Here is a 21,269-nt window from a genome sequence, read left to right as displayed (position 1 = left end):
GTGCCGCCGATAGCGTACCGGACGTGGAGACTTCGCTATCGTCCGGATGCGCACCAAGCGCGAGTATCCGCGTCGGCTTTCCTCCGGGACCTTCCATCGTGCAGAACGGCGTCCTGCTTGCGCTTCTCGCCTATGCGAGCTTTTCATGGGCCGACGCCGTCATCAAGTCGCTGGGCGGCCAGATCGGCACGTTCGAGATCGCTTTTTTTACAACCGTTTTCTCCAGCGTCTTCATCTATTTCACGAAGCCGAGCCATGAGCAGTGGCGCCATTTCTGGCGCACGAAGCGTCCATTCGCGGTGCACGCACGCGCGTTGTCCGGTATCGTTGCCAGCGTTCTCGGCATCTACGCCTTCACAACGATCCCTTTCGCGGAAGCCTATGCGCTGATCTTCCTCGCGCCGCTTTTCGTGACGATCCTGTCGATGATCTTCCTGAAGGAGCAGATCGGCGCGTGGCGCTGGTTTGCGGTCATCGCCGGATTCGTCGGCGTGATGCTGGTGGTGCGACCCGGCTTTCGGGCGCTCGAACCCGGCCATTTCTCCGCACTGGCCGTGGCGTTCCTCGCTGCCTTGACCGTGATCCTCCTGCGGTCGCTTGCGGTCACCGAAAAGCGCACCACGATGCTCGGCTATCTGATGGCCTACGGTATCATCATCAACGGCGTGGCGATGCTGTTCACGATCGATGCGCTGCCGACGCTCGAGCAGACGGGTTGGCTCGCGCTTGCCGGCGGGTTTGCCGCCGGCGGACAGGTCGCATTGCTGGCCGCCACGCGCATCGCGCCGGCCAACCAGATCGCGCCGACGCATTATTCGCAGATTGTTTGGGCGGTGATCCTCGGCGCGATGTTCTTCGCCGAGTATCCCGATGCGCTGTCGCTCGTCGGCCTCGGCGTGCTCGCGGGTGCCGGCCTTTTGACGCTGGTGCGCGAACGGGTGCGGCTCGGCGTGGTGCGGTGGAACCCGTTCTTCCGCAACAGGCTTTGAATCAGCTTAAGCGTTCAAGCCGTTGAAGCTGAATCGAAATCACCAGACGTGACGGGCGGGAAAACGAACGCGTTGATGCGCGGGCGCGCAGATGCGATTGTGACGCGCTGCCGGGAGGAGTGCGGCAAGCGATGCGCATATTGCTTATCGAGGATCATGAAGATCTGGGGGAGGCGATCGAACGACGCCTGCGCGATGCCGGCCATTCTGTGGAATGGCTGCGCAACGGCGACGACGGGATCGAGATGGCGCTGCGCGAGCAGTTCGACGTCATCGCGCTCGACCTGACGCTGCCCGGCCGGGACGGGATTTCCATACTTGGCGAACTGCGCCGCAGCAAATCCGAGACGCCGGTGCTCGTCATGACCGCGCGCGCGGAAATCGACGACAAGGTCAGCCTGCTCGACCGTGGCGCGGACGACTACCTCGTGAAGCCCTTCGACCTGCGCGAACTGGAAGCGCGGCTTCGGGTTTTGATGCGGCGCCCAGCGGGGCAGGTGACGAGCGTGACGACCGTCGGCGATTTGCGCATCGATCTCGCGAATGGGTTGGTCGCGCTCGGCGATCGCACGATCGACCTTGGGCGGCGTGAATTCCGCCTGCTGGAAATCCTTGTCGCGCGGGTGGGGCAGGTGGTTCCCAAGGAGCGGCTGATGGCGCAACTGTTCAATTTCGACGAGGACGTCTCGGTCAACGCGCTCGAATTGCAGGTGTCGAGGCTGCGCCGCAAGATCGAGGGTTCGCGGCTCGATATCGAGACGGTACGCGGCGTCGGCTATCTCGCGAAAGCATTGAAATGACGCGCAAGGTGTTCTCGATCCGGCGGCGCATCTTCGCGTTGGCGGTTTCGCTGCTCGCGGTCGCGGCCGTGGCGCTCGCCATTTTCATCAACGATTATGCCGAGCGTGCTGCCGATCGCGCCTTCGATCGCCTGCTTGCGGCTTCCGCGCTGACGATCGCCGGAGCCGTGCAGATCGAGGACGACGCGGTGCTGGTCGAACTGCCATTCGCATCCTTCGCGATGTTTTCGGGCGGCGACCGGCTTTTCTACACGGTCCGCGGGCCGGACAATGCACTGGTGACGGGCTATGACGATCTTGCCGTCGACCTCGCACCCGCAATTTCGGCGGAACCGGTGTTTCAGGATCTGCCCTATCGCGGCGAACTGCTTCGGCTGGCGACTGTCGGGCGTCTCATTTCAACCGCCGATGCGACGGGCTGGGTGACGATCCGTGTGGCGGAAACGCAAAACGAGCGCGAAATCCTGTCGAACGAAATCCTCTCCAACGCGATCGTGCCGCTGGTGGCGCTGACGCTGCTCGCCGTCGGGCTGGTGTGGTTCGGCATCGGGCGGACATTCGCGCCACTCGCATCGCTCGAACAGGAATTGCGGGCGCGCTCGCCCGACGATCTGTCGCCGGTCACCGTGCCTGTGCCGACAGAGGTCAGCCAACTCGTCGCCGCGCTCAACGATTTTACGGAGCGGCTGCGGCTGGCCATCGAGCGCATGAGCGGGCTCGTCACCGAGGCGGCGCACGAGGTTCGCACGCCGCTCGCCTCGCTGCGCGCGCAGGCCGAGGTGGCGATGGACGAGCCTGATCCGGACAAACTGCGGGTGCGCGTCGCGCGCATTCACCAAAGTGCCGCGCAGGCGAGCCAGCTTGTGTCGCAGTTGCTGATGGACGCGACGATTTCGCACCGCCTCGACATGCGCGACGCACGGCCGACCACGGTATCGGGGCTGATTGAGGACGTGCGGCGACGGCTCGACCCGTCGGTCGTGGAGCGGGTTCGGGTGTCGATCGCCGAGGGGTTGAGCGATGCCGAGTTTTATGCCGACCGGGTGGTGCTTCGCGAGATGCTGCGCAATGTCGTCGACAACGCGATCCTGTATTCGTCCGGGCCGGTCGAGATCGGTGCGTCGACGCAGGGTGATGGAAAACTGAGACTGTCCGTCTCGGATCGCGGGCCGGGAATCCGGGATTCGGAAAAGGACGCGGTTCTGGAGCGCTTCAAGCGGGGCAGCGCCGGAGAAGGCAAGACCGGCTCCGGCCTCGGGCTCGCCATCGTCAAGCGGGTGGTGGATTCGCACGGCGGAACCTTGCGGCTCCTCGATCGCGACGGTGGCGGGTTGACGATGGAGATCGGCCTGCCGGTGCGCATGGAGCGGATATCACCGCAGCATGGACTTGCGGCGCTGATCGCGGTTGCGGTGATGGCATCCGCTTCCATCTTCCAGCCGATTTCGGCGGTGGCGGCGGAGACGCGCTACGCGGCGCCTGCGGGCGAAGCCGGCGGCGAGACGGTTCTGACGATCGTCGGCACGACGGATACGCCGCTCTTTTCCCGGTTCGTGGAGGGGTTCCAGCGGGTCAGGCCGGAGGTCACGGTCGTCTACCGCGAGACCGAGACGCTTCCGATGTATGAGGAATTCCTCGACGGGAGCCTCGCGCCCAGGCCCGATCTGATGATCAGTTCCTCATCCGATCTCCAGTTGAAGCTCGCGAATGACGGGCATGCGCTCGCCTACGAGTCGCCATACCTCGGCGCCCTGCCGCGCTGGGCGCAATGGCGGGGCGAGGTGATCGGCTTCACCTTCGAGCCGGCGGTGATCATCTACAATCCGGCGCTGATCGCCGAGGACGAATTACCCCGGACGCATCTGCGCCTTGCGGAATTGCTGGAGCACCAGCCGGAGCGGTTTCGCGGCAAGGTCGGGACATACGATATCGCAACCAGCGGCGTCGGCTATCTGCTCGCCGCCCAGGACCAGCTCATCTCGTCGAATTTCTGGCGGCTTGCGACGGCGTTCGGCCGGACAGGCGTCCATCTCAGCGGGTCGAGCCCCGAAATCCTCGACATGGTCGCGCGCGGCGATCTGGCGCTCGGCTACAACGTGCTCGGCTCCTACGCGCTGGCGCGGCAGGCAGCCGGTGTGAAGATCGGGATCATCGTGCCCGACGACTACGTTCTCGTCCTGACGCGAACCATGCTGATCCCGCGCGACACGCCGCATGCCGATCTGGCGAAAGCCTTCGTCGATTTCGCGCTGTCGCCGCAGGGCCAGAGCGTGGCGGCAGGCGATGCGGCGCTCGGCTCGGTCATGCCGGGCTCGTTCGGCCGCTTCACGGCCGAGGCGATCGGCAGTCGCGGGCGAGGGGCGGTGCAGCCACTGGCGCTGGGACCCTCGCTGCTCGTCTCGCTGGATCAACAGCGCCGCGCCCGCTTCCTCGAAACCTGGCGCGAGATCGTCGCGCCGCGCTGACGGCACGTGACAGGTCGCTGACAGCTTGGGGTGCTAGTCTCTCGTCAACCGGAGCCGAGGCGCCGGCCTGGAGGAGTTTTACGGGAGGAAAGGTTCGGTCGCCACGGCACCGGACAGTGTGTTGCGTCTAGGCGCGCTCCCCGAAATATGCCCCAGGCTCGTACATCGGCGATCGGCTTTGTCGGCATCCATGCCGCACGCAACCTGCATGTCTGGGAGGACATCATGAAGAAACTCGTACTCGCCGCAGCCGTGGCATTTCTCTCCGCGACCAGCGCTTTCGCGCAGATGTCGGAACTCAAGATCATGGCGCCTGCGGGGCCCGGCGGCGGGTGGGACCAGACCGCGCGTTCGATCCAGGGCACGCTTCAGAAAGAGAAGCTCGTCTCCAACATCCAGGTCGAGAACGTGACCGGGGCGGGCGGGACGATCGGTCTCCAGCAGTTCGTCAACAACTCGAAGGGCGATGCGACCGCGACGATCGTCGGCGGCTATGTGATGGTCGGCGCGATCATTGCGAATGCCTCGCCGGTCACCCTGGCCGACGTCACGCCGATCGCGCGCCTGACGGGCGAATATGTCGTCGTCGTCGTTCCGGCGGCAAGCGAAATCCAGGACGCGAAGCAGCTTGCGGAAGCCGTGAAGGCGGATCCGGGCTCAGTTACATGGGCCGGCGGTTCGGCCGGCGGCGCGGACCACATCGCGGCAGGGCTTTTCGTCAAGGCTGCGGGCGTTGCGCCTGAAGAGATCAACTACATTCCCTATTCGGGCGGTGGCGAGGCTCTCGCAGCGCTGCTGGGCAATCAGGTGACCGTGGGCATTTCCGGCTACAGCGAGTTCGCCTCGCAGATCGAGGCCGGCGCGCTGCGCGTGATCGGCGTCACCGCACCGGAGCGTCAAGCGTATCTCGATGCGCCGACCTTCGTCGAACAGGGTTTCGACGTGGATTTGCAGAACTGGCGCATGATCGCGGCAGCACCCGGCATCACCGATGAAGAGCGCGAAGGCCTGACCACGACCATTCGCACGATGGCCGAATCCGACGCCTGGAACCAGGAACTCGAGACCAAGGGCTGGGTGAACACCTATCTCGACGGCGACGAATTCCAGACCTATCTCGACGGCCAGATCGAACAGACGGCGGCCATCCTCTCCGAACTCGGCATCAGCCAGGAATAGGAAAAGCGTCGTCATGGCCCAGCCATCCGAGGAGGCCGGCGCAAGCCGGCCTCAGCCCGATACCTCCATGCGCGACCTTGGCGCGCTCGCCATCGCCATCAGCCTTTTCGCGATGGCTGTGCTGATCGCGTGGGACGCGTCGAGCTATCCGTTCCGCCGCAGCTATGCACAGTTCGGCCCGGAGATATTTCCGTATATCGTCGCTGCCGGAATCGCGATCTTCGCTGCGCTGACCGTTTGGCTCGCCTTACGGGAAGACGGCTTTCCGAAGCGTGCGGCAATGGCCTGGGCGCCGGTACTCTGGATCACGGGGGCGATCGCCGTCGAGTTCGTGCTTCTGACGGTAGGATCAGGGTTCGTGATCGCATCGGGCACGCTGTTCGGCTTCGCCGCGCGCGGGCTCGGCCGCAAGCCGATCTGGTTCACGATCTTCGTCGGCATCGTGCTTTCGGCACTGCTTTATCTACTGTTTCGTCATGGGCTCGGCCTCTCGCTTCCCGCCGGCCCGCCGGAGCGCATCATCGACGGCTTCTTCCGCCGCTAAAGCGCATCGCGATTTTCAGATTCGCTCTATGCGCTTTACGCCCTTGTTTTGATGCATGTCTTTGCCCCGAAACCGGTGCCCACTTTCGGGAGACATGCTCTAGGATCAGCATTCGTCATGGATACATTCTCACTGCTTCTCGATGGCCTGGCGATCGCCGCGCAACCGATGAACCTGATGTTCGCGCTGATCGGCGTGGTGCTTGGCACGGCGGTCGGCGTCATGCCGGGCATCGGCCCGGCGCTGACGGTCGCGCTGCTTTTGCCGGTCAGCCTGTCCTTCGGCGCGACCGGCTCGATGATCATGTTCGCCGGCATCTACTATGGCGGCATGTATGGCGGGGCGATCTCGTCGATCCTGCTGAACACGCCGGGCGAAACCGCATCGATCATGACTGCGGTCGAAGGGAACAAGATGGCGCGGGACGGTCGCGGCGGCAAAGCGCTGGCGACCGCGGCGATCGGTTCGTTCTTTGGCGGAACCTTTGCCACGATCGGCATCGCGGTGGTCGCGCCCTTCATGGTGATGGTCGCGCTTTCCTTCGGCCCGGCCGAATATTTCGCCCTGATGGTGTTGTCGTTCATGACCGTTTCGGCGGCGTTCGGCGGGTCGATCGTGCGAGGCCTGACGGCGCTTTTCCTTGGGCTTGCGATCGGCCTTGTCGGCATCGACAAGCTGACGGGGCAGGCGCGGCTGGCCTTCGGCGTTCCAGAACTGCGCGACAACATCTCGATCGCGATCGTCGCCGTCGGGCTCTTCGCCATCGGCGAGACGCTCTACATCGCGTCGCAGAAGGCAGACGTCCAGGAGAAGGTCGAGGCCGTCAAGGGCTCGGTCTGGCTGACCTGGCAGGACTTCAAGCGCTGCATCAAGCCTTTCATCCGGGGCACGGGGCTTGGCTTCCTGTTCGGGCCGTTGCCGACAGGCGGCGCCGAAATCCCCACCTTCCTGTCCTATTCGATGGAGCGCCGCACGGCGAAGGGGATCTCGAAAGAGGAGTTCGAGGGCAGCAAGGGCGCGATCGAGGGCGTGGCCGGACCCGAGGCCGCGAACAACGCATCCGCGGCCGGGACGCTGATCCCGCTCCTCACGCTCGGCCTGCCGACCTCGGCGACGGCAGCGATCATGCTCGCGGGCTTCCAGCAATACGGGTTGCAGCCGGGGCCGCTGCTCTTCACCAACAATCCTGATCTTGTCTGGGGCCTCGTGGCGAGCCTGTTCATCGCGAATTTCATGCTGCTCATCCTCAACCTTCCGTTCGTCGGTGTCTGGGTGAAGCTTCTGATGATCCCGCGTCCCTGGCTCTATGCGGGCATCCTGACCTTCGCGACGCTCGGCATCGTCGGCGCGCAAGGTTCCATCTTCGCGCTCGTCCTGCTGCTCGTCTTCGGCCTGATCGGCTTCGTGATGCGCCGCTTCGGATATCCGCTGGCGCCCGTGCTGGTCGGGTGCATTCTCGGCCCGCTGGCCGAAGAGCAGTTGCGGCGCGGCCTGATGATCAATCGCGGCGACTGGCTCTTCCTCGTCGAATCGCCGATCGCGCTGACGATCTATGCGATCGCCTTCGCCGCCGTGCTCGGTCCGGTGATCTGGCGTGCGATGCAGCCCAAGGGCGCAGATACAGCCTTCGCGATGGACGGGGACTGACACCGGACAGGCGCGGTCAATCGCCGCAATCGGTTCCGCATGCGGCGGATTCGCATGCGGAACATGGAGAGGACGGTCGTCCGTGGCAATCTCGTGACGACTGCCGTGCGGCGCGCCCCTTGACCATGACAAAGCGCGGATGCGACACAATCGCCTTACCGGCCGATCTGCGCGATGCAGAGACGGGGTCGGATGGCATGAGTGTGATGACATGACGCCTACCGAACGACAGCAGGAACCGCGCTGGCTGGGCTCGTCCGCCCCGTCTCGCATCGCGCTGATCCCGCAATTGTCGGTGGCGCGGTGGCTGCTCGTCCTGATCATCGCGGCGGGCGTCTACTTCTTCCATGGCTTCCTCGTACCCGTCCTGGCCGCTCTGGTCATCGCCTTCGCGAGTTGGCCGCTCTACCGCGACCTGCTCTACCGGGTCGGCGGCAACCGCACGATCGCCGCGACCATCGCGATCCTTGCGATCCTCACATTCCTGATCGTCCCGATCGCGATCGCGATCAGCTACACGATCGGGGAGGTGGGAGAATGGTTCGACTGGCTGGTTCAGACGAACCGGCTCGGCGCGACCACGCCGGAGTGGATCGTCGCACTCCCCGGAGTCGGCGAATGGTTCGACGAGCAATGGGTCAAGTATATCGGACATCCAGGCGCGATCGGTGAACTCGTACAGATCGTCAGCGGCGCCAATATCGGCAGCATCTATCGTGCGGTTCTGGCGACCGGGTCCGGTCTTTTCGACCTGTTCCTCACACTGCTGTTCATGATGATCGCGCTGTTCTTCGTCTACCGGGACGGCGAGAATTTCGTGGCGCAGATCGATACGCTGGGGGAGCGCATCCTGCCGATGCGGTGGGAGCGGATTTCGCGTGTCGTGCCGGCGACGATCAGTTCAACCGTGACGGGCATGACGCTGATCGCGATCGGCGAGGGGATCGTGCTGGGCATCGCCTACTGGATCGCGGGCGTCCCGTCACCGGTGACGCTGGGCGTCATAACGGGCGTCATGGCCCTCATTCCTGGCGGCGCGCCGCTGTCGTTCACGCTGGTTTCGATCTATCTGGTCGCGAGCGGATCGCCGGTGGAGGGTATCGCGCTTCTCGTCTGGGGATCCACGGAGCTCTTCATCGTCGACAAGACGCTGCGGCCAAGGCTTGTCGGCGGTCCGATCAAGCTTCCGTTCCTGCCGACCTTCTTCGGGCTGATCGGCGGTGTGAAGACCATGGGTTTCCTCGGTCTCTTCATCGGACCGGTGCTGATGGCGCTGCTGGTCGCCATCTGGCGGGAGTGGCTGCATGAAATGCGAACGCAGCAAGTTGCGTCGACGCCCACGACCGAGTCGCCTGGACCAGAACTTTTGCCGCCCGAACGGCGATAAAAAGCCAAGAAATGCGTGTCAAATGCTGGACATAGCGTCAAACGCTGTCCTATGTTGACGCTGCGCGGCGCCTAGGCGCCCGATTCAGCACATCCCTGGAGGAACAAAGTTGCCCGGAGCGGAGCCGAACCGCCCTGTACGACGTCCGCGGGCCGCATGGTTTCCCGCCCTTTTGGCATTGCTGTTCGTCGTCTCCGGAGTGCAGCCCTCGGTCGCAAGGCTCATGACATCGGGGCCGGCCCAGCCGAATCTCCACGTACAGCCCAGCCAGCCCGAAAAGCTCAAAGGCCCGCGCTGCCGCAGCGACAGCCGCATGCGTGACAAGGCGTCACTGGTGACAGAAGGTGCTGCGGCGGGCGATACCTGCGCCATTATCGCTGCTTCGAACGCGCTTTGGCCCCACATGCGGGTCGGCGATCCGTTGCAGTGGGGCGACATGAATGCGCCTGCGATCATACCGTCGAGAACGATGGCGCCGCGTGGTCCGCCCTTCGACGGGAATTCAGGGCGTCGCTCCGCGCCGCTCTGATCGCCTGCCGTCTTCGGCTTTGCGATCCTCGACGGGCACGTCGTCGATCCTGAAGTAGTCATTCCGCGGTAAAGCGGAGTCGCCAATCAAACCTTGACGGCGGCTCGCAGATTGCGACTCATCGATTTTTATAGCTGGCGCCCGGATTGCGCCGACAGGAACATTTCCAGGCGTATGACGGACGAAAACATCCTACTCCTCCTGATCCTGCTGCCGTTCATGGGCAGTGCGCTGGCGGCCATGCTGCCAGCGAATGCGCGCAACGCGGAGGCGTGGCTTTCGGGCGGCATCACGCTCCTGGCATTCAGCCTCACGGCCTCCATATTCCCGTCGGTCGTCGACGGCGAGGTCGTGCGTCGGCAGGTGGAGTGGATCCCGGAACTTGGGCTCAACTTCTCATTGCGGATGGATGGCTTCGCCTGGATGTTCTCGATGCTCATCACGGGCATCGGCTTCCTCGTCGTCATCTACGCCCGCTACTACATGTCGCCGAAGGATCCGGTGCCGCGGTTCTTCTCGTTCCTGCTCGCCTTCATGGGCGCGATGCAGGGCATGGTGATCTCCGGCAACCTGATCGTGCTGGCGATCTTCTGGGAGATGACGAGCATCTTCTCGTTCCTGCTGATCGGCTACTGGCAGCACAACCAGGCGGCACGCGACGGCGCGCGCATGGCGTTGACGGTCACGGGGATCGGCGGGCTCTGCCTGCTGGTCGGCCTCATCATCATCGGCCACATCGTCGGAAGCTACGAACTGGATGACGTGCTCGCTTCGGGCGATCTCATCCGCGAGCATGAGCTCTATGTGCCTGCGCTCCTTCTGGTGCTGATGGGCGCGCTGACCAAGAGCGCGCAATTTCCGTTCCACTTCTGGCTGCCGAACGCGATGGCGGCTCCCACGCCGGTCTCCGCCTATCTGCATTCCGCGACGATGGTGAAGGCGGGCGTCTTCCTGCTCGCGCGGCTCTGGCCGGTGCTGTCGGGAACGGAGGAATGGTTCTTCATCGTCGGCATCACCGGCATGTCGACGCTGCTGCTGGGCGCATATTTCGCGATCTTCCAGCAGGATTTGAAGGGCCTTCTGGCCTATTCGACGATCAGCCATCTCGGCCTGATCACGACGCTGCTCAGCCTCGGCAGTCCGCTCGCCGCGGTCGCCGCGATCTTCCACATGATGAACCATGCGACGTTCAAGGCGTCGCTGTTCATGGCGGCGGGCATCATCGATCACGAGGCCGGCACGCGCGACATGCGCAAGCTGTCGGGCCTGTTCTCCTTCCTGCCGATCACGGCGACGCTTGCGATGGTGGCGAGTGCGGCCATGGCGGGCGTGCCGCTGCTGAACGGCTTCCTGTCGAAGGAGATGTTCTTCGCCGAGACGATCGAAGTCCATCGACAGTCCCTGCTCGACGGCGTGGCGCCCTATGTCGCGACGATCGCCAGCGCGTTCGCGGTGACCTATTCCGTGCGTTTCATACATACCGTGTTCTTCGGGCCGAAGCCCGTCGACCTGCCGCACGAGCCGCACGAGCCGCCGCACTGGATGCGGCTGCCGATCGAGCTTCTGGTCCTCATCTGCCTGATCGTGGGTATGATTCCGGCGATAACCGTCGGCCCGTATCTGCATGCGGCGGTGGTGGCGGTGCTTGGCGATCGGACGCCCGAATACAGCCTGTCGGTCTGGCACGGGCTCAACCTGCCGCTCATCATGAGCGTCATCGCGCTGATCGGCGGCATCCTGCTCTATATGGCGCTGCGCGGATATCTGCGCACCTGCGAGGACGGCCCGCCGATCTTCCGGCGCTTCCGGGGCCAGCGCATCTTCGAGCGCATCCTGGTGACGATCTCCTGGCGCTGGGCGCGCTGGATGGAGAGCCATTTCGGTACGCGCCGGTTGCAGCCGCAATTGCGCCTTGTCGTCTTTGTGGCGTTCCTGGCGGCGCTTGCCCCGCTGTTCACGGCCGGGTTCAATCCCGGCATCCCGTCGCTCGCGGGGGCCGATCCGGTGTTTGCGATCATCTGGCTGATCGGCATTTCCTGCGCGATCGGCGCGGCACACCAGGCGAAGTATCACCGCCTCGTCGCGCTCATCCTGATGGGCGGCGCGGGCATCGTGACCTGCGTCACCTTCGCGTGGTTCTCCGCACCCGACCTTGCGATCACGCAGCTCGTCGTGGAGATCGCGACGACGGTTCTCATCCTGCTCGGCATGCGCTGGCTGCCGAAGAGGAATGCGGAGATCGACAATTCCGTGACATCGACCGCGCGCATGCGGCGGCATCGCGACTTCACGCTGGCCGTCATCTGCGGCGCCGGCATGACGATGATTTCCTATGTCATGATGACGACGCCATGGCCGGAGACGATCTCGGAGTTCTTCCTGACGCGCGCCTATTCGGAAGGCGGCGGCACGAACGTCGTCAACGTGATCCTCGTGGACTTCCGCGGCTTCGACACGTTCGGCGAGATCGTCGTGCTCGGCATCGTCGCGCTGACGGTCTTCTCGCTCCTGCGCCGTTTCCGTCCGGCGCCCGACAGCGTGGAAATACCCGAGCAGCAACGCATCCAGAACGAATATGATGAGAAGCGTCCCGACCGCGAGGTGGGCAACACCGTGCAGGACTACCTGCTCGTGCCCTCCGTCATCATGCAATGGATGTTCCCGGTCACGATCGTGCTCGCCGCATATCTGTTCATGCGTGGCCACGAACTGCCGGGCGGCGGTTTTGCTGCCGGCCTGACCATGGCGATCGGCTTCCTGCTGCAATATCTGGCGGGCGGAACGCGCTGGGTGGAAGACCGGTTGCGCATCCTGCCGGTTCGCTGGATCGGCTTCGGCCTGCTGATCGCCGCCTTCACCGGCATCGGGTCCTGGCTGTTCGGCTTCCCGTTCCTGACGTCCTATTTCCAGTATTTGGAGGTTCCGCTGATCGGAAAGGTTCCGGCCGCGACAGCGCTCCTGTTCGATCTCGGCGTGTTCGCGCTCGTGGTCGGCGCGACGGTGCTCATCCTCATAGCGATCGCGCATCAGTCGATACGCAGTCATCGCGCCCGTGTCATCGAAGCCGCGAAGGGCGAGGAGGACGTCAAATGGAGCTGATCCTCGCACTCGGTATCGGCGTGCTCGTCGGCTCGGGCGTCTGGCTGATCGCGCGTCCGCGCACCTATCAGGTCGTCATCGGGCTTGCGCTCCTGTCCTATGCCGTGAACCTCTTCATCTTCAGCATGGGCAGGCTGAGCAACAAGTCGGCTCCGGTCGTCGAACCGGGCATCACCCCCGATCCGGCGCTGTTCGTCGATCCGATTCCGCAGGCGCTGGTCCTCACGGCGATCGTCATCGGGTTCGCGACGACCGCCCTGTTCCTCGTCGTTCTCCTGGTCTCGCGCGGCATGACCGGCACGGACCACGTCGATGGACGGGAGCCCGAGCGATGAGACCAGAACATCTGATCATCGCGCCGATCGTCATCCCGATCGTCGCAGCCGCACTGCTGCTGTTCTTCGACGACAAGGAGCGGCTCCTCAAGGCGACGGTGTCGATCGTCTCGGCAATCGCACTGTTTGCGGTGTCGGTGATGCTCGTGCGCATCGCGGACGGCATCGGCCCGCAGGACGGCCGCGTCGCGGTGTACCTGCTCGGCAACTGGCCGCCGCCCTTCGCCATCAATCTCGTGCTCGACCGCCTGTCGGCGATGATGCTGCTGCTGACGTCGGCGCTGGCGATCCCGGCGCTGATCTTCTCGCTCGGGCGCTGGCAGAAGGCGGGTCCGCACTTCCACACGCTCTTCCTGCTGTTGCTGATGGGCATGAACGGTGCCTTCCTCACCGGCGACCTGTTCAACCTCTTCGTCTTCTTCGAAGTGATGCTCGCCGCCTCCTACGGCCTCGTGCTGCACGGGTCCGGCCCGGTGCGGGTGAGGGCGGGCATGCACTACATCGCCATAAACCTGATCGCGTCGCTGCTCTTCCTGATCGGCGTTGCGCTGATCTATGGCGTGACCGGAACGCTCAACATGGCGGATCTGGCCGTGCGCATCCCGCAGGTGCCCGACGAGAGCAGGATGATGCTCGAGGCGGGCGCCGCGGTCCTCGGCGTCGCGTTCCTGGTGAAGGCAGGCATGTGGCCGCTGAGCTTCTGGCTACCGACGACCTATGCGGCCGCGGCCGCTCCGGTCGCCGCCATCTTCGCGATCCTCAGCAAGGTGGGCGTCTACGTGATCTTGCGCCTGACGCTGATGTTCTTCGGCGGAGAAACGGGCGCCTCGGCAGGCTTCGGTGCCCAGATCCTGTTCTACGGAGGCATCGCGACGATGATCTTCGGCGCGCTCGGCGTTCTCGCGTCGCAGGCGCTCGGACGGCTGGCTGGCTATTCCGTGCTGGTCTCGTCGGGAACGCTTCTGGCCAGCATCGGCATTGAGCAGCAGGGCGTGACCGCCGGTGCCCTGCTGTACCTGGCCAGCTCGACGCTGACGATCGGGGCCTTTTTCCTGCTGATCGAACTGATCGAACGTGGCCAGAACCCCGCGGCAAACGTGCTGGCCGTCACCATGGAAGCCTATGGCGAGGGTGAGGAGGACGAGGAAGAAGAAAAGGTCGAGGGTGTCGCAATCCCGGGTACGCTCGCCATTCTCGGCGTCAGCTTCGCGGCGTGCGGAATTCTCCTCGCGGGCCTTCCCCCGCTATCGGGCTTCATTGCCAAATTCGCCATCCTGACGGCCATGCTGAATCCCGACGGCTTCGGTCAGGGCGGCGACATCCCGTCGGCGTCGTGGTGGCTCGTAGCCTTGCTCATCCTCTCCGGCCTGTCGGCCCTGATCGCGATGACGCGCGCGGGCATCCGTTCCTTCTGGGCACCGGTGGACGAGGCAGTGCCGCGGGTTCTGCTGACCGAAATCCTCCCCATCGGCGCGTTGCTGTTTCTCACCGTGGCAATCACGGTGCAGGCGGGGCCGCTGATGCGGTACATGCAGGACACGGCAGCCGGCCTGCATGCGCCGCAGCCCTATATCGACGGCGTTCTGGGGGCCGAGCGCGCGACGAGACCGGAGGATGGAGAACAGCCATGAGTGCCGTGTTCCCCTATCCCCTGCTGATCGTCGCACTCACCGTGATGTGGCTGATGCTGACCAGCTTCTCGCTGGGACAGCTGGTGCTGGGCGCGGTGATCGCGCTGATCGCGGCTCAAGGCATGGCGATGCTGCGTCCTGCCAAGCCGTACATCAAGCGTTGGGATGTCGTGGTGCGGCTGACCGCGATCGTGTTCTACGACGTCGTGCGGTCCAATATCGCCGTTGCACGCATCATCCTGCAGGGCAAGCGCCGCGAGCGGAAGTCGGGCTTCCTGACCATACCCCTCGAACTGCGCGACCATACGGGTCTTGCGATCCTCGCCATCATCATGACCAGCACGCCCGGCACTGCCTGGCTCGACTACAATTCGGCACGCGGCACCCTCCTGATCCACGTTTTCGATCTCGTGGACGAGCAGGAGTGGCTCGATCTGGTTCGCAACCGCTACGAGCGCATGCTGAGGGAGATCTTCGAATGAGCGCCCTGATACTCACCTGGGCGATCACGATCGCACAATTGGCGCTCGCCGTGGCGATGGTGCTCGCCCTGACACGCATGATCAGGGGGCCACGGGCGCAGGACCGCGTGCTCGGCCTCGATACGCTCTATGTGAACTCGATGCTGCAACTCGTGGTCTACGGCATGCGCAGCGGCCATGTTCTTTATTTCGAGGTTGCGCTCATTATCGGCATTCTCGGCTTCGTCGCGACCGTCGCGCTGGCAAAGTTCCTCATGCGCGGCGAGGTGATCGAATGAGCGAGATTGCCGACCTGCCGCTGTGGGCGGCCATCCCGGTTGCCGTCTTTCTGCTGATCGGTTCGGGCCTGGCGCTGATCGGATCGTTCGGTTTCTATCGGTTGCCGAATTTCTACGACCGCATTCACGCGCCCACGCTTGGAACGAGTTGGGGTGCCGGAGGCATCATCATCGCCTCGATGATCTTCTTCACGGTGCTCGATACGCGTCTGGTGATCCACGAGATTCTCCTCGGGGTCTTCGTCACCATCACGACGCCGGTGACGCTGATGCTTCTGGGACGCGCCGCGCTCTACCGCGATCGCTCCGAGGGCAGCAAGGAGGTTCCGGCGATGGATCCTTCGCCGGGCGTTCTGGACGAGGCCGAACCGGTCACATCGGAAGAAGAGGACGCCGCCCGGAACCCGGACCGAGCGTCGGAATAGTCCGAAAGCCGGGTTCCACCTTTCGGTCCGATGCTCGAAGCGGCGTCGGCTTCTATTCTGCCTGCTTCGTAAGCTGGAAGCGTTCGAAGAACAGCACCACGAACAGCGCGGCGATGAACGGGATGATCAGGTAGAGAAGCCTGAACACAAGCAGGGCGGCCAGCACGTCCGCCGGCTCCATCTCCGACAATCCCATGATGAAGACGAGTTCCAGCACGCCGAGTCCGCCCGGCGCATGCGAGAGCAGCGCGGCGGAAAACGAGATCAGGAAGATGCCGAGGACGATGAGGTAGCCGGGATTCCCTGCCTCCGGCAGCGCAAAATAGATGATCGCGGCGGCGGCGATCAACTCGATCGGGGCGATGACGAGTTGCCGCGTGACGATATCCATCCTGGGATAATGTATCTCGAATTTTCCGATCCGAAGCGGGCGAAGACCGAGCGCGCTGCCGAGGACATACAGGGCCACGAGGCAAAGCAGGAAAATGCCCGATGCCGCGGTGGCTTCGATCGGAAGAACGTCCACGAAGCGTTCCGCCAGATCAGGCACGAGCAGCAGGACGATACCCATCAGCATCACCGTGCCGAGCGCGAAGGTGAAGGAGCAGAAGGCGACCAGAACGCCCACTTCGGCGCCGGTCAGCCCCTTGGACGTGTACGCGCGATACCGCACCACCGAACCCGAAAGCACCGACGCGCCGATGTTGTGGGAAATCGCGTAGGTCGTGAAGGAACTGATGGTTATGTAAAGCCAGCCCACATGCTTGCGCAGGTGAAGGAGCGCCAGATGGTCGTAGGCGGCGAGTGCGCCATAGGCGACGAGCGTCGCCACCACGGCAAGCAACCAGCCTCGAAGTGGAATCGCGGCCAGACTGTCGCCAAGCTCCTCGATCGAGAGGCCACGCAACTCCTTGTAGAGCAGCCAGACTGAGAATCCGACCGCGACGAGGCCAACTATAGACCAAAGGTACTTCTTCAACTTCAAAACGCTACTCCCCTACCGAAAGCCTGCCGGCATGACGGAAGATCTCGATCGCGACACAGTTGCGTCTTCGAACGTAAATAAATCGATCAACCCGCCAAAGGCTTTCTACCCCATGATTCGATTATAGCGGATTGGCGCTTCGATATTAACCGCGAGAATGTGCCTCGTTTGCGGCATGGTGCTGGCGGGCCGATGACGAGGCGGCAGCTTCAGCAATCCGGGCGGCATCTGGGCGCTGCTGCTCCCGATCATCCTGCTGGTCGGACTGCGGTTTCACACCGCCAGTGGGAGCGTGGTCACGCTGCTGCTGATCTTCGTACCCGAGATCGTGCTGTTCGTGCCGAACCTGTTGTTCAGCAGATAGCCTCGTGGCGGTCAGTCGGCCTCATCGAACAGGTCGGGATGCCGCTGGCGCAATGCGAGCAGAAGGGTCAGGGTGCGCATGTCGGCGAGATCGCCGCGCACCATCATGGACCAGAGTTCGGCAATATCGAGTTCCACGACGGTGATGTTCTCGTGCTCCTGTGCCAGCCCGCCACCCGTTGCGATGCGGTCGGCAGGGCCGAACGGCGCAAGAAACAGGGCGATCCGTTCCGTCGAAATGCCGGGCGTCGTCCAGACCGTGCCGATGTGCTCGAGATCGGATATCTTGAGCCCGGTTTCCTCGAGCGCCTCGCGGCGTGCGGCGTCCATAAAATCTTCGCCGTCGTCCACGATGCCTGCGGGAACCTCGAGCGACATGCCGTCCGTTCCCGCGTGGAGCATCGGGCCACGCAGCAGACGCACCAGCACGACCTTGCGGCTGACGGGATCGTAAGGGAGCACGGCGGCCGCGTTGCCATGGTCTTCGACTTCGCGCGAAAAGCGCTGCGGACCATCCTCGATGTCAACACGCAGGAACCGGGTCCAGCCGGTGTGAAGTTCGGTGGTTCCGGTAATTTTCGCCACAGCCGATGCCGCTCCATATCTGGTTGCTGTCGGGACAGATTCGGGCGCCAATCTAGCGAATTGGAATAAAACCGGAAGGACTGACGTCAGACGATGCCACCTCCGCCGGCGGTCGATACGGGGCGCTCGGCCGCGACTTTGGCCCTGTAGCCTGCCTCGCGATAGGCCGCGACCGGATCGATGGCGGCGCCCGCGTCGCTGCGCGCCATTGCAAGGATCGGCTCGACGTCGGTGCGGAAGGCGGTCTTTAGCGTGAGCGTCGCCATCAGCGCGTCGTTCGCCTCCTGGTGACCTTCGAGCGCGGTGCGGTCGACCAGCAGCGCCTGCACGTAGGCGCGCTGCACCTCCATCGCGGAGACCATGAGGCTCTCGATCGGATCAGTGACGTTGTGGCTCTGATCCAGCATGTGCGCCGGGTCGAAGCCGGCTGCGCCGCGCTCTTCGGCGTCCACCAGTTCGTTGAAGACGAGGAACAGGCGGTAGGGATCGATCGCGCCGGCATCGAGATCGTCGTCGCCATACTTCGAATCGTTGAAGTGGAAGCCGCCGAGCTTTCCGAACTGGATCAGCCGGGCGACGATCATCTCGATGTTCACGTTGGGCGCGTGGTGGCCGAGATCGACGAGGCAATGGGCCTGCGGGCCGAGTTCCTGCGCGATCAGCAGGTTGGTACCCCAATCCTGAACAACGGTCGAATAGAAGGCCGGCTCGTACATCTTGTGTTCGGTGAACAGGCGCCAGTCATCGGGCAGGGCTGCATAGACGTCCTTCATCGCGGCGAGATAACGCTCAAAGGACCGCGTGAAATTCGACTGGCCGGGGAAGTTCGACCCGTCGCCGATCCAGACGGTCAGAGCCTTGGAGCCGATCGCCTTGCCGATCTCGATGCATTCGAGATTGTGTTCCACGGCCTGTTGGCGGGTCGCCGCATCGGCGTGGCTGAGCGAGCCGAACTTGTAGGAATGCGTCTGGCCGGGCGCATCCGAAAACGTGTTGGAGTTCATCGCGTCGAAGCCGAGGCCAAGCTGGGCGGCCGTGTCGCGCAGGCGGGCGAGGTCGGCCTTGTCCCACGGGATGTGCAGCGAGACGTTGGGTGTGGCCTTCGTCAATTGCTGGATGACGGCGCAGTCGGCCAGCTTGTCGAAGATGTCGCGTGGCTCGCCTGTGCCGGGAAAGCGCGCAAAGCGGGTGCCGCCCGTGCCGACGCCCCAGGATGGTATGGCGACGTGGAACGCCGCGACCTTGTCCTTGATCGCATCGATCGGGATACCGCGACGGTCGAGCCGCTCGCCCAGCGTTTCGTAGTCGCGCGCGAGGTCGGGCGCGCGGGCGGTGTTGTGCGCCGAGATGATGTCGGCGGCGATTGGTGCGTTGGTCATAGACATCGACCTCATCGCGTAAAACTCTGCGCGTTGCCGGCGTCGACATTGACGATGTTGCCGGTCGATTTTGCCGACATGTCGGACGCGAAGAAGTAGATGGCCTCGGCGATGTCTTCCGGGAACACGGATCGCTTGAGCATGGAGCGCGCGCGGTAGTGTTCCTCGAGGTCGTCGGTCGACATGTTGTAGGCGGCGGCGCGTTGTTCCTTCCACTCGCCGGTCCAGATCTTGGAGCCGCGCAGCACCGCGTCGGGGTTGACCACATTGACGCGGATCTGCTCGGCTGCGCCCTCGAGCGCGAGGCAGCGGGCGAGGTGGATTTCGGCGGCCTTGGCGGTGCAATAGGCAGACGCGTTGGGGGACGCGGCGAGGCCGTTCTTGGAGGCGACGAAGACGACGTTGCCGCCGAGCTTCTGGCGCCGGAACAGGCGGAACGCCTCGCGCGAGACGAGGAAGTAGCCCGTCGCGAGAATGTCCATGTTGCGGTTCCACAGCTCCAGCGTGGTGTCCTCGATTGGCGCGGAGGAGGCGAGGCCCGCATTGGAGACGAGGATGTCGATGCCGCCGAACTCGATCGCCGCCGCGACGAACCCGTCCGCGACCTGATCCTCGCTGGTGACGTCGAGCCGGGCGGATCGGACGACATCCTTGCCGTAGGCTTTCGCCATCTCCTCGCCGGCGGATGCCAGCGCCTGCTCGTCGATGTCGGCCAGCACGACGCAGGCTCCGTCGGCAAGCAGACGCGCTGCCGTCGCGCGCCCGATGCCGCCCGCGCCGCCGGTGACGAGCGCGACGCGGCCCGCGAGCGGTCTGGGCTTCGGCATGCGCTGGAGCTTTGCCTCTTCGAGCAGCCAGTATTCGATGTCGAAGGCTTCCTGCTCGGGCAGGCCGACATAGGTCGAGACGGAGGATGCGCCGTGCATGACGTTGATGGCGTTGCGGTAGAATTCGCCAGAAATGCGGGCGGTCGCCTTGTCTGCGGCGAAGGTGATCATGCCGACGCCGGGCACGAGGTAGACCACGGCATTGGGATCGCGCATCGCCGGGCTGTCGGCGTGGCGGCAGCGCTCGTAATAGGCGGCGTAGCCTTCGCGGTAGGTTTCGACCGATGCGGGGAGGGCGGCGAGCGTCTTGTCGATGTCGGGCGATCCCGGATCGAACGGGACGACGAGCGGCCTGATCTTGGTGCGCAGGAAGTGGTCCGGGCAGCTCGTGCCGAGCACTGCCAGCGCTTCCATGTCGTTTGCGTTGACGAATTCAAGGACCGTGTCGGAATCGTCAAAGTGTCCGACCTTGTGGCCAGTGGCCGAAATCATGCCGCGGATAGCCGGCATCAGCTTCGCCGCGACGGCGCGGCGCTGGTCGGCGGGCAAAGCGCGATGCTTCTCGCCGCCGAAAGGGGTGGTGTCCGCGGTCTTGTACTCGAACCATTCGATCGCGCGGTTGATGATGCGGATCGTGGTCTCGTAGCTTTCACGCGCCGTATCGCCCCATGTAAACAGCCCGTGGCTCTCGAGGATCACGCCGGACGCATCCGGGTTCTCGACGCAGAATTTTTCGAGCCACAGACCCAATTCGTAGCCCGGGCGCTTCCACGGCAGCCAGCCGATCTCGCCGCCGAAAATGTCTGCCGTCAGCGCCTTCGAATCCTTCGAGGCGGCAATCGCGATGATCGCGTCGGGGTGCATGTGATCGACGTGGCGTTTCGGCACATAGGCATGGAGCGGGGTATCGATGGAAGCCGCGCGCGGATTGAGGTTGAAGGTGCAGTGCGGCAGGTAGCCGACCATCTCGTCCTCGTGCTCGACGCCGCGATAGAGGCGCTTCAACCCGTCGAGCTTGTCCATATAGAGCGTCGAAAAACCGTCGAGCTTCATCGTGCCGACGTCGCCGCCAGAGCCCTTGACCCACAGAACCTCGACGGTCTCGCCGGTGAGCGGGTCGTCCTGGCGGACCTTCGCGGACGTGTTGCCGCCGCCGAAATTGGTGATGCGCTTGTCCGAACCGAGCAGATTGGACCGGTACAGCAGACGCTCGGGTTCGCTCATGGACGAGGCTCGGCCCTCGTCCCACAGATTGGCGAGGCGCGAGGCGTTGCGCGTTTCGAGCATGATGTGGACCTCCCATCGCGCCTGAAGTCCGGCGCATCGTTCCGGCTCACGTT

Annotated in this window: 17 protein-coding genes; 13 read left to right on the top strand and 4 right to left on the bottom strand. The window is 64.1% G+C overall.

Annotated elements, in window-relative coordinates; genetic code table 11:
• The first annotated feature begins 98 nt into the window (after positions 1 to 98).
• The 13 genes from AAFN55_RS17190 to mnhG all read left to right on the top strand — a co-directional run bounded on the left by AAFN55_RS17190 (position 99) and on the right by mnhG (position 15,790).
• Positions 99 to 989, top strand: coding sequence for a DMT family transporter (locus AAFN55_RS17190; RefSeq protein ID WP_347800048.1), 891 nt, complete (start codon positions 99 to 101; stop codon positions 987 to 989).
• A 131-nt stretch (positions 990 to 1,120) separates the two neighbouring features.
• On the top strand, positions 1,121 to 1,789 hold the full coding sequence (locus AAFN55_RS17185) for a response regulator transcription factor (protein ID WP_347800047.1): 669 nt from the start codon (positions 1,121 to 1,123) through the stop codon (positions 1,787 to 1,789).
• On the top strand, positions 1,786 to 4,254 hold the full coding sequence (locus tag AAFN55_RS17180; RefSeq protein WP_347800046.1) for an extracellular solute-binding protein: 2,469 nt from the start codon (positions 1,786 to 1,788) through the stop codon (positions 4,252 to 4,254). The genes AAFN55_RS17185 and AAFN55_RS17180 overlap by 4 nt, the downstream gene beginning before the upstream one ends.
• Positions 4,255 to 4,479: 225 nt before the next feature.
• Complete coding sequence (locus AAFN55_RS17175; RefSeq protein WP_347800045.1) at positions 4,480 to 5,433, top strand: tripartite tricarboxylate transporter substrate-binding protein; 954 nt, start codon at positions 4,480 to 4,482, stop codon at positions 5,431 to 5,433.
• A 13-nt stretch (positions 5,434 to 5,446) separates the two neighbouring features.
• On the top strand, positions 5,447 to 5,977 hold the full coding sequence (locus AAFN55_RS17170; RefSeq protein WP_347800044.1) for a tripartite tricarboxylate transporter TctB family protein: 531 nt from the start codon (positions 5,447 to 5,449) through the stop codon (positions 5,975 to 5,977).
• Positions 5,978 to 6,094: 117 nt separating this feature from the next.
• Positions 6,095 to 7,624, top strand: a complete 1,530-nt coding sequence (locus AAFN55_RS17165; protein WP_347800043.1) for a tripartite tricarboxylate transporter permease — start codon at positions 6,095 to 6,097, stop codon at positions 7,622 to 7,624.
• Positions 7,625 to 7,835: 211 nt separating this feature from the next.
• Positions 7,836 to 9,011, top strand: coding sequence for an AI-2E family transporter (locus AAFN55_RS17160; RefSeq protein WP_347800042.1), 1,176 nt, complete (start codon positions 7,836 to 7,838; stop codon positions 9,009 to 9,011).
• A 703-nt stretch (positions 9,012 to 9,714) separates the two neighbouring features.
• Complete coding sequence (locus AAFN55_RS17155) at positions 9,715 to 12,639, top strand: monovalent cation/H+ antiporter subunit A (RefSeq protein WP_347800041.1); 2,925 nt, start codon at positions 9,715 to 9,717, stop codon at positions 12,637 to 12,639.
• Entirely contained in the window at positions 12,630 to 12,974 is a 345-nt protein-coding gene (locus AAFN55_RS17150) for a Na+/H+ antiporter subunit C (protein ID WP_347800040.1), read from the top strand. Before AAFN55_RS17155 ends, AAFN55_RS17150 begins: the two co-directional genes overlap by 10 nt.
• A complete protein-coding gene (locus tag AAFN55_RS17145) occupies positions 12,971 to 14,605 on the top strand; it encodes a monovalent cation/H+ antiporter subunit D (protein ID WP_347800039.1) in 1,635 nt (544 codons plus the stop codon). Before AAFN55_RS17150 ends, AAFN55_RS17145 begins: the two co-directional genes overlap by 4 nt.
• Positions 14,602 to 15,087 (top strand): Na+/H+ antiporter subunit E, encoded by a 486-nt coding sequence (locus AAFN55_RS17140; protein WP_347800038.1) that lies wholly within the window; start codon positions 14,602 to 14,604, stop codon positions 15,085 to 15,087. The genes AAFN55_RS17145 and AAFN55_RS17140 overlap by 4 nt, the downstream gene beginning before the upstream one ends.
• Positions 15,084 to 15,365 (top strand): K+/H+ antiporter subunit F, encoded by a 282-nt coding sequence (locus tag AAFN55_RS17135; RefSeq protein WP_347800037.1) that lies wholly within the window; start codon positions 15,084 to 15,086, stop codon positions 15,363 to 15,365. The genes AAFN55_RS17140 and AAFN55_RS17135 overlap by 4 nt, the downstream gene beginning before the upstream one ends.
• Entirely contained in the window at positions 15,362 to 15,790 is a 429-nt protein-coding gene (mnhG, locus tag AAFN55_RS17130) for a monovalent cation/H(+) antiporter subunit G (RefSeq protein WP_347800036.1), read from the top strand. The genes AAFN55_RS17135 and mnhG overlap by 4 nt, the downstream gene beginning before the upstream one ends.
• A 52-nt stretch (positions 15,791 to 15,842) precedes the next feature.
• Here the strand turns inward: mnhG and AAFN55_RS17125 are convergent, their stop codons facing one another.
• The 4 genes from AAFN55_RS17125 to AAFN55_RS17110 form a co-directional block, all read right to left on the bottom strand.
• On the bottom strand, positions 15,843 to 16,775 hold the full coding sequence (locus AAFN55_RS17125) for a YbhN family protein (protein WP_347800035.1): 933 nt from the start codon (positions 16,773 to 16,775) through the stop codon (positions 15,843 to 15,845).
• A 375-nt stretch (positions 16,776 to 17,150) separates the two neighbouring features.
• Positions 17,151 to 17,723, bottom strand: a complete 573-nt coding sequence (locus AAFN55_RS17120) for an NUDIX hydrolase (RefSeq protein ID WP_347800034.1) — start codon at positions 17,721 to 17,723, stop codon at positions 17,151 to 17,153.
• A gap of 86 nt (positions 17,724 to 17,809) precedes the next feature.
• Positions 17,810 to 19,102, bottom strand: a complete 1,293-nt coding sequence (rhaI, locus tag AAFN55_RS17115; protein WP_347800033.1) for an L-rhamnose catabolism isomerase — start codon at positions 19,100 to 19,102, stop codon at positions 17,810 to 17,812.
• Positions 19,103 to 19,113: 11 nt separating this feature from the next.
• Positions 19,114 to 21,216 (bottom strand): bifunctional rhamnulose-1-phosphate aldolase/short-chain dehydrogenase, encoded by a 2,103-nt coding sequence (locus AAFN55_RS17110; RefSeq protein ID WP_347800032.1) that lies wholly within the window; start codon positions 21,214 to 21,216, stop codon positions 19,114 to 19,116.
• Between the last annotated feature and the right edge of the window lie 53 nt (positions 21,217 to 21,269).

Origin of the sequence: Mesorhizobium sp. CAU 1732 (assembly GCF_039888675.1) — a bacterium.
Lineage (GTDB): Bacteria > Pseudomonadota > Alphaproteobacteria > Rhizobiales > Rhizobiaceae > Aerobium.
The sequence above is the reverse complement of the archived record's forward strand: the minus strand, read 5'-3'. Positions and strand labels throughout refer to the sequence as shown.

Bases quoted from the DNA above. Each gene is read 5' to 3' on its own strand.
- AAFN55_RS17110 (WP_347800032.1), bottom strand. From the start codon at position 21,216: ATGCTCGAAACGCGCAACGCCTCGCGCCTCGCCAATCTGTGGGACGAG.
- AAFN55_RS17175 (WP_347800045.1), top strand. From the start codon at position 4,480: ATGAAGAAACTCGTACTCGCCGCAGCCGTGGCATTTCTCTCCGCGACC.
- AAFN55_RS17160 (WP_347800042.1), top strand. From the start codon at position 7,836: ATGACGCCTACCGAACGACAGCAGGAACCGCGCTGGCTGGGCTCGTCC.
- AAFN55_RS17135 (WP_347800037.1), top strand. From the start codon at position 15,084: ATGAGCGCCCTGATACTCACCTGGGCGATCACGATCGCACAATTGGCG.
- AAFN55_RS17185 (WP_347800047.1), top strand. From the start codon at position 1,121: ATGCGCATATTGCTTATCGAGGATCATGAAGATCTGGGGGAGGCGATC.
- AAFN55_RS17155 (WP_347800041.1), top strand. From the start codon at position 9,715: ATGACGGACGAAAACATCCTACTCCTCCTGATCCTGCTGCCGTTCATG.
- mnhG (WP_347800036.1), top strand. From the start codon at position 15,362: ATGAGCGAGATTGCCGACCTGCCGCTGTGGGCGGCCATCCCGGTTGCC.
- rhaI (WP_347800033.1), bottom strand. From the start codon at position 19,102: ATGACCAACGCACCAATCGCCGCCGACATCATCTCGGCGCACAACACC.
- AAFN55_RS17180 (WP_347800046.1), top strand. From the start codon at position 1,786: ATGACGCGCAAGGTGTTCTCGATCCGGCGGCGCATCTTCGCGTTGGCG.
- AAFN55_RS17140 (WP_347800038.1), top strand. From the start codon at position 14,602: ATGAGTGCCGTGTTCCCCTATCCCCTGCTGATCGTCGCACTCACCGTG.
- AAFN55_RS17145 (WP_347800039.1), top strand. From the start codon at position 12,971: ATGAGACCAGAACATCTGATCATCGCGCCGATCGTCATCCCGATCGTC.
- AAFN55_RS17150 (WP_347800040.1), top strand. From the start codon at position 12,630: ATGGAGCTGATCCTCGCACTCGGTATCGGCGTGCTCGTCGGCTCGGGC.
- AAFN55_RS17170 (WP_347800044.1), top strand. From the start codon at position 5,447: ATGGCCCAGCCATCCGAGGAGGCCGGCGCAAGCCGGCCTCAGCCCGAT.
- AAFN55_RS17165 (WP_347800043.1), top strand. From the start codon at position 6,095: ATGGATACATTCTCACTGCTTCTCGATGGCCTGGCGATCGCCGCGCAA.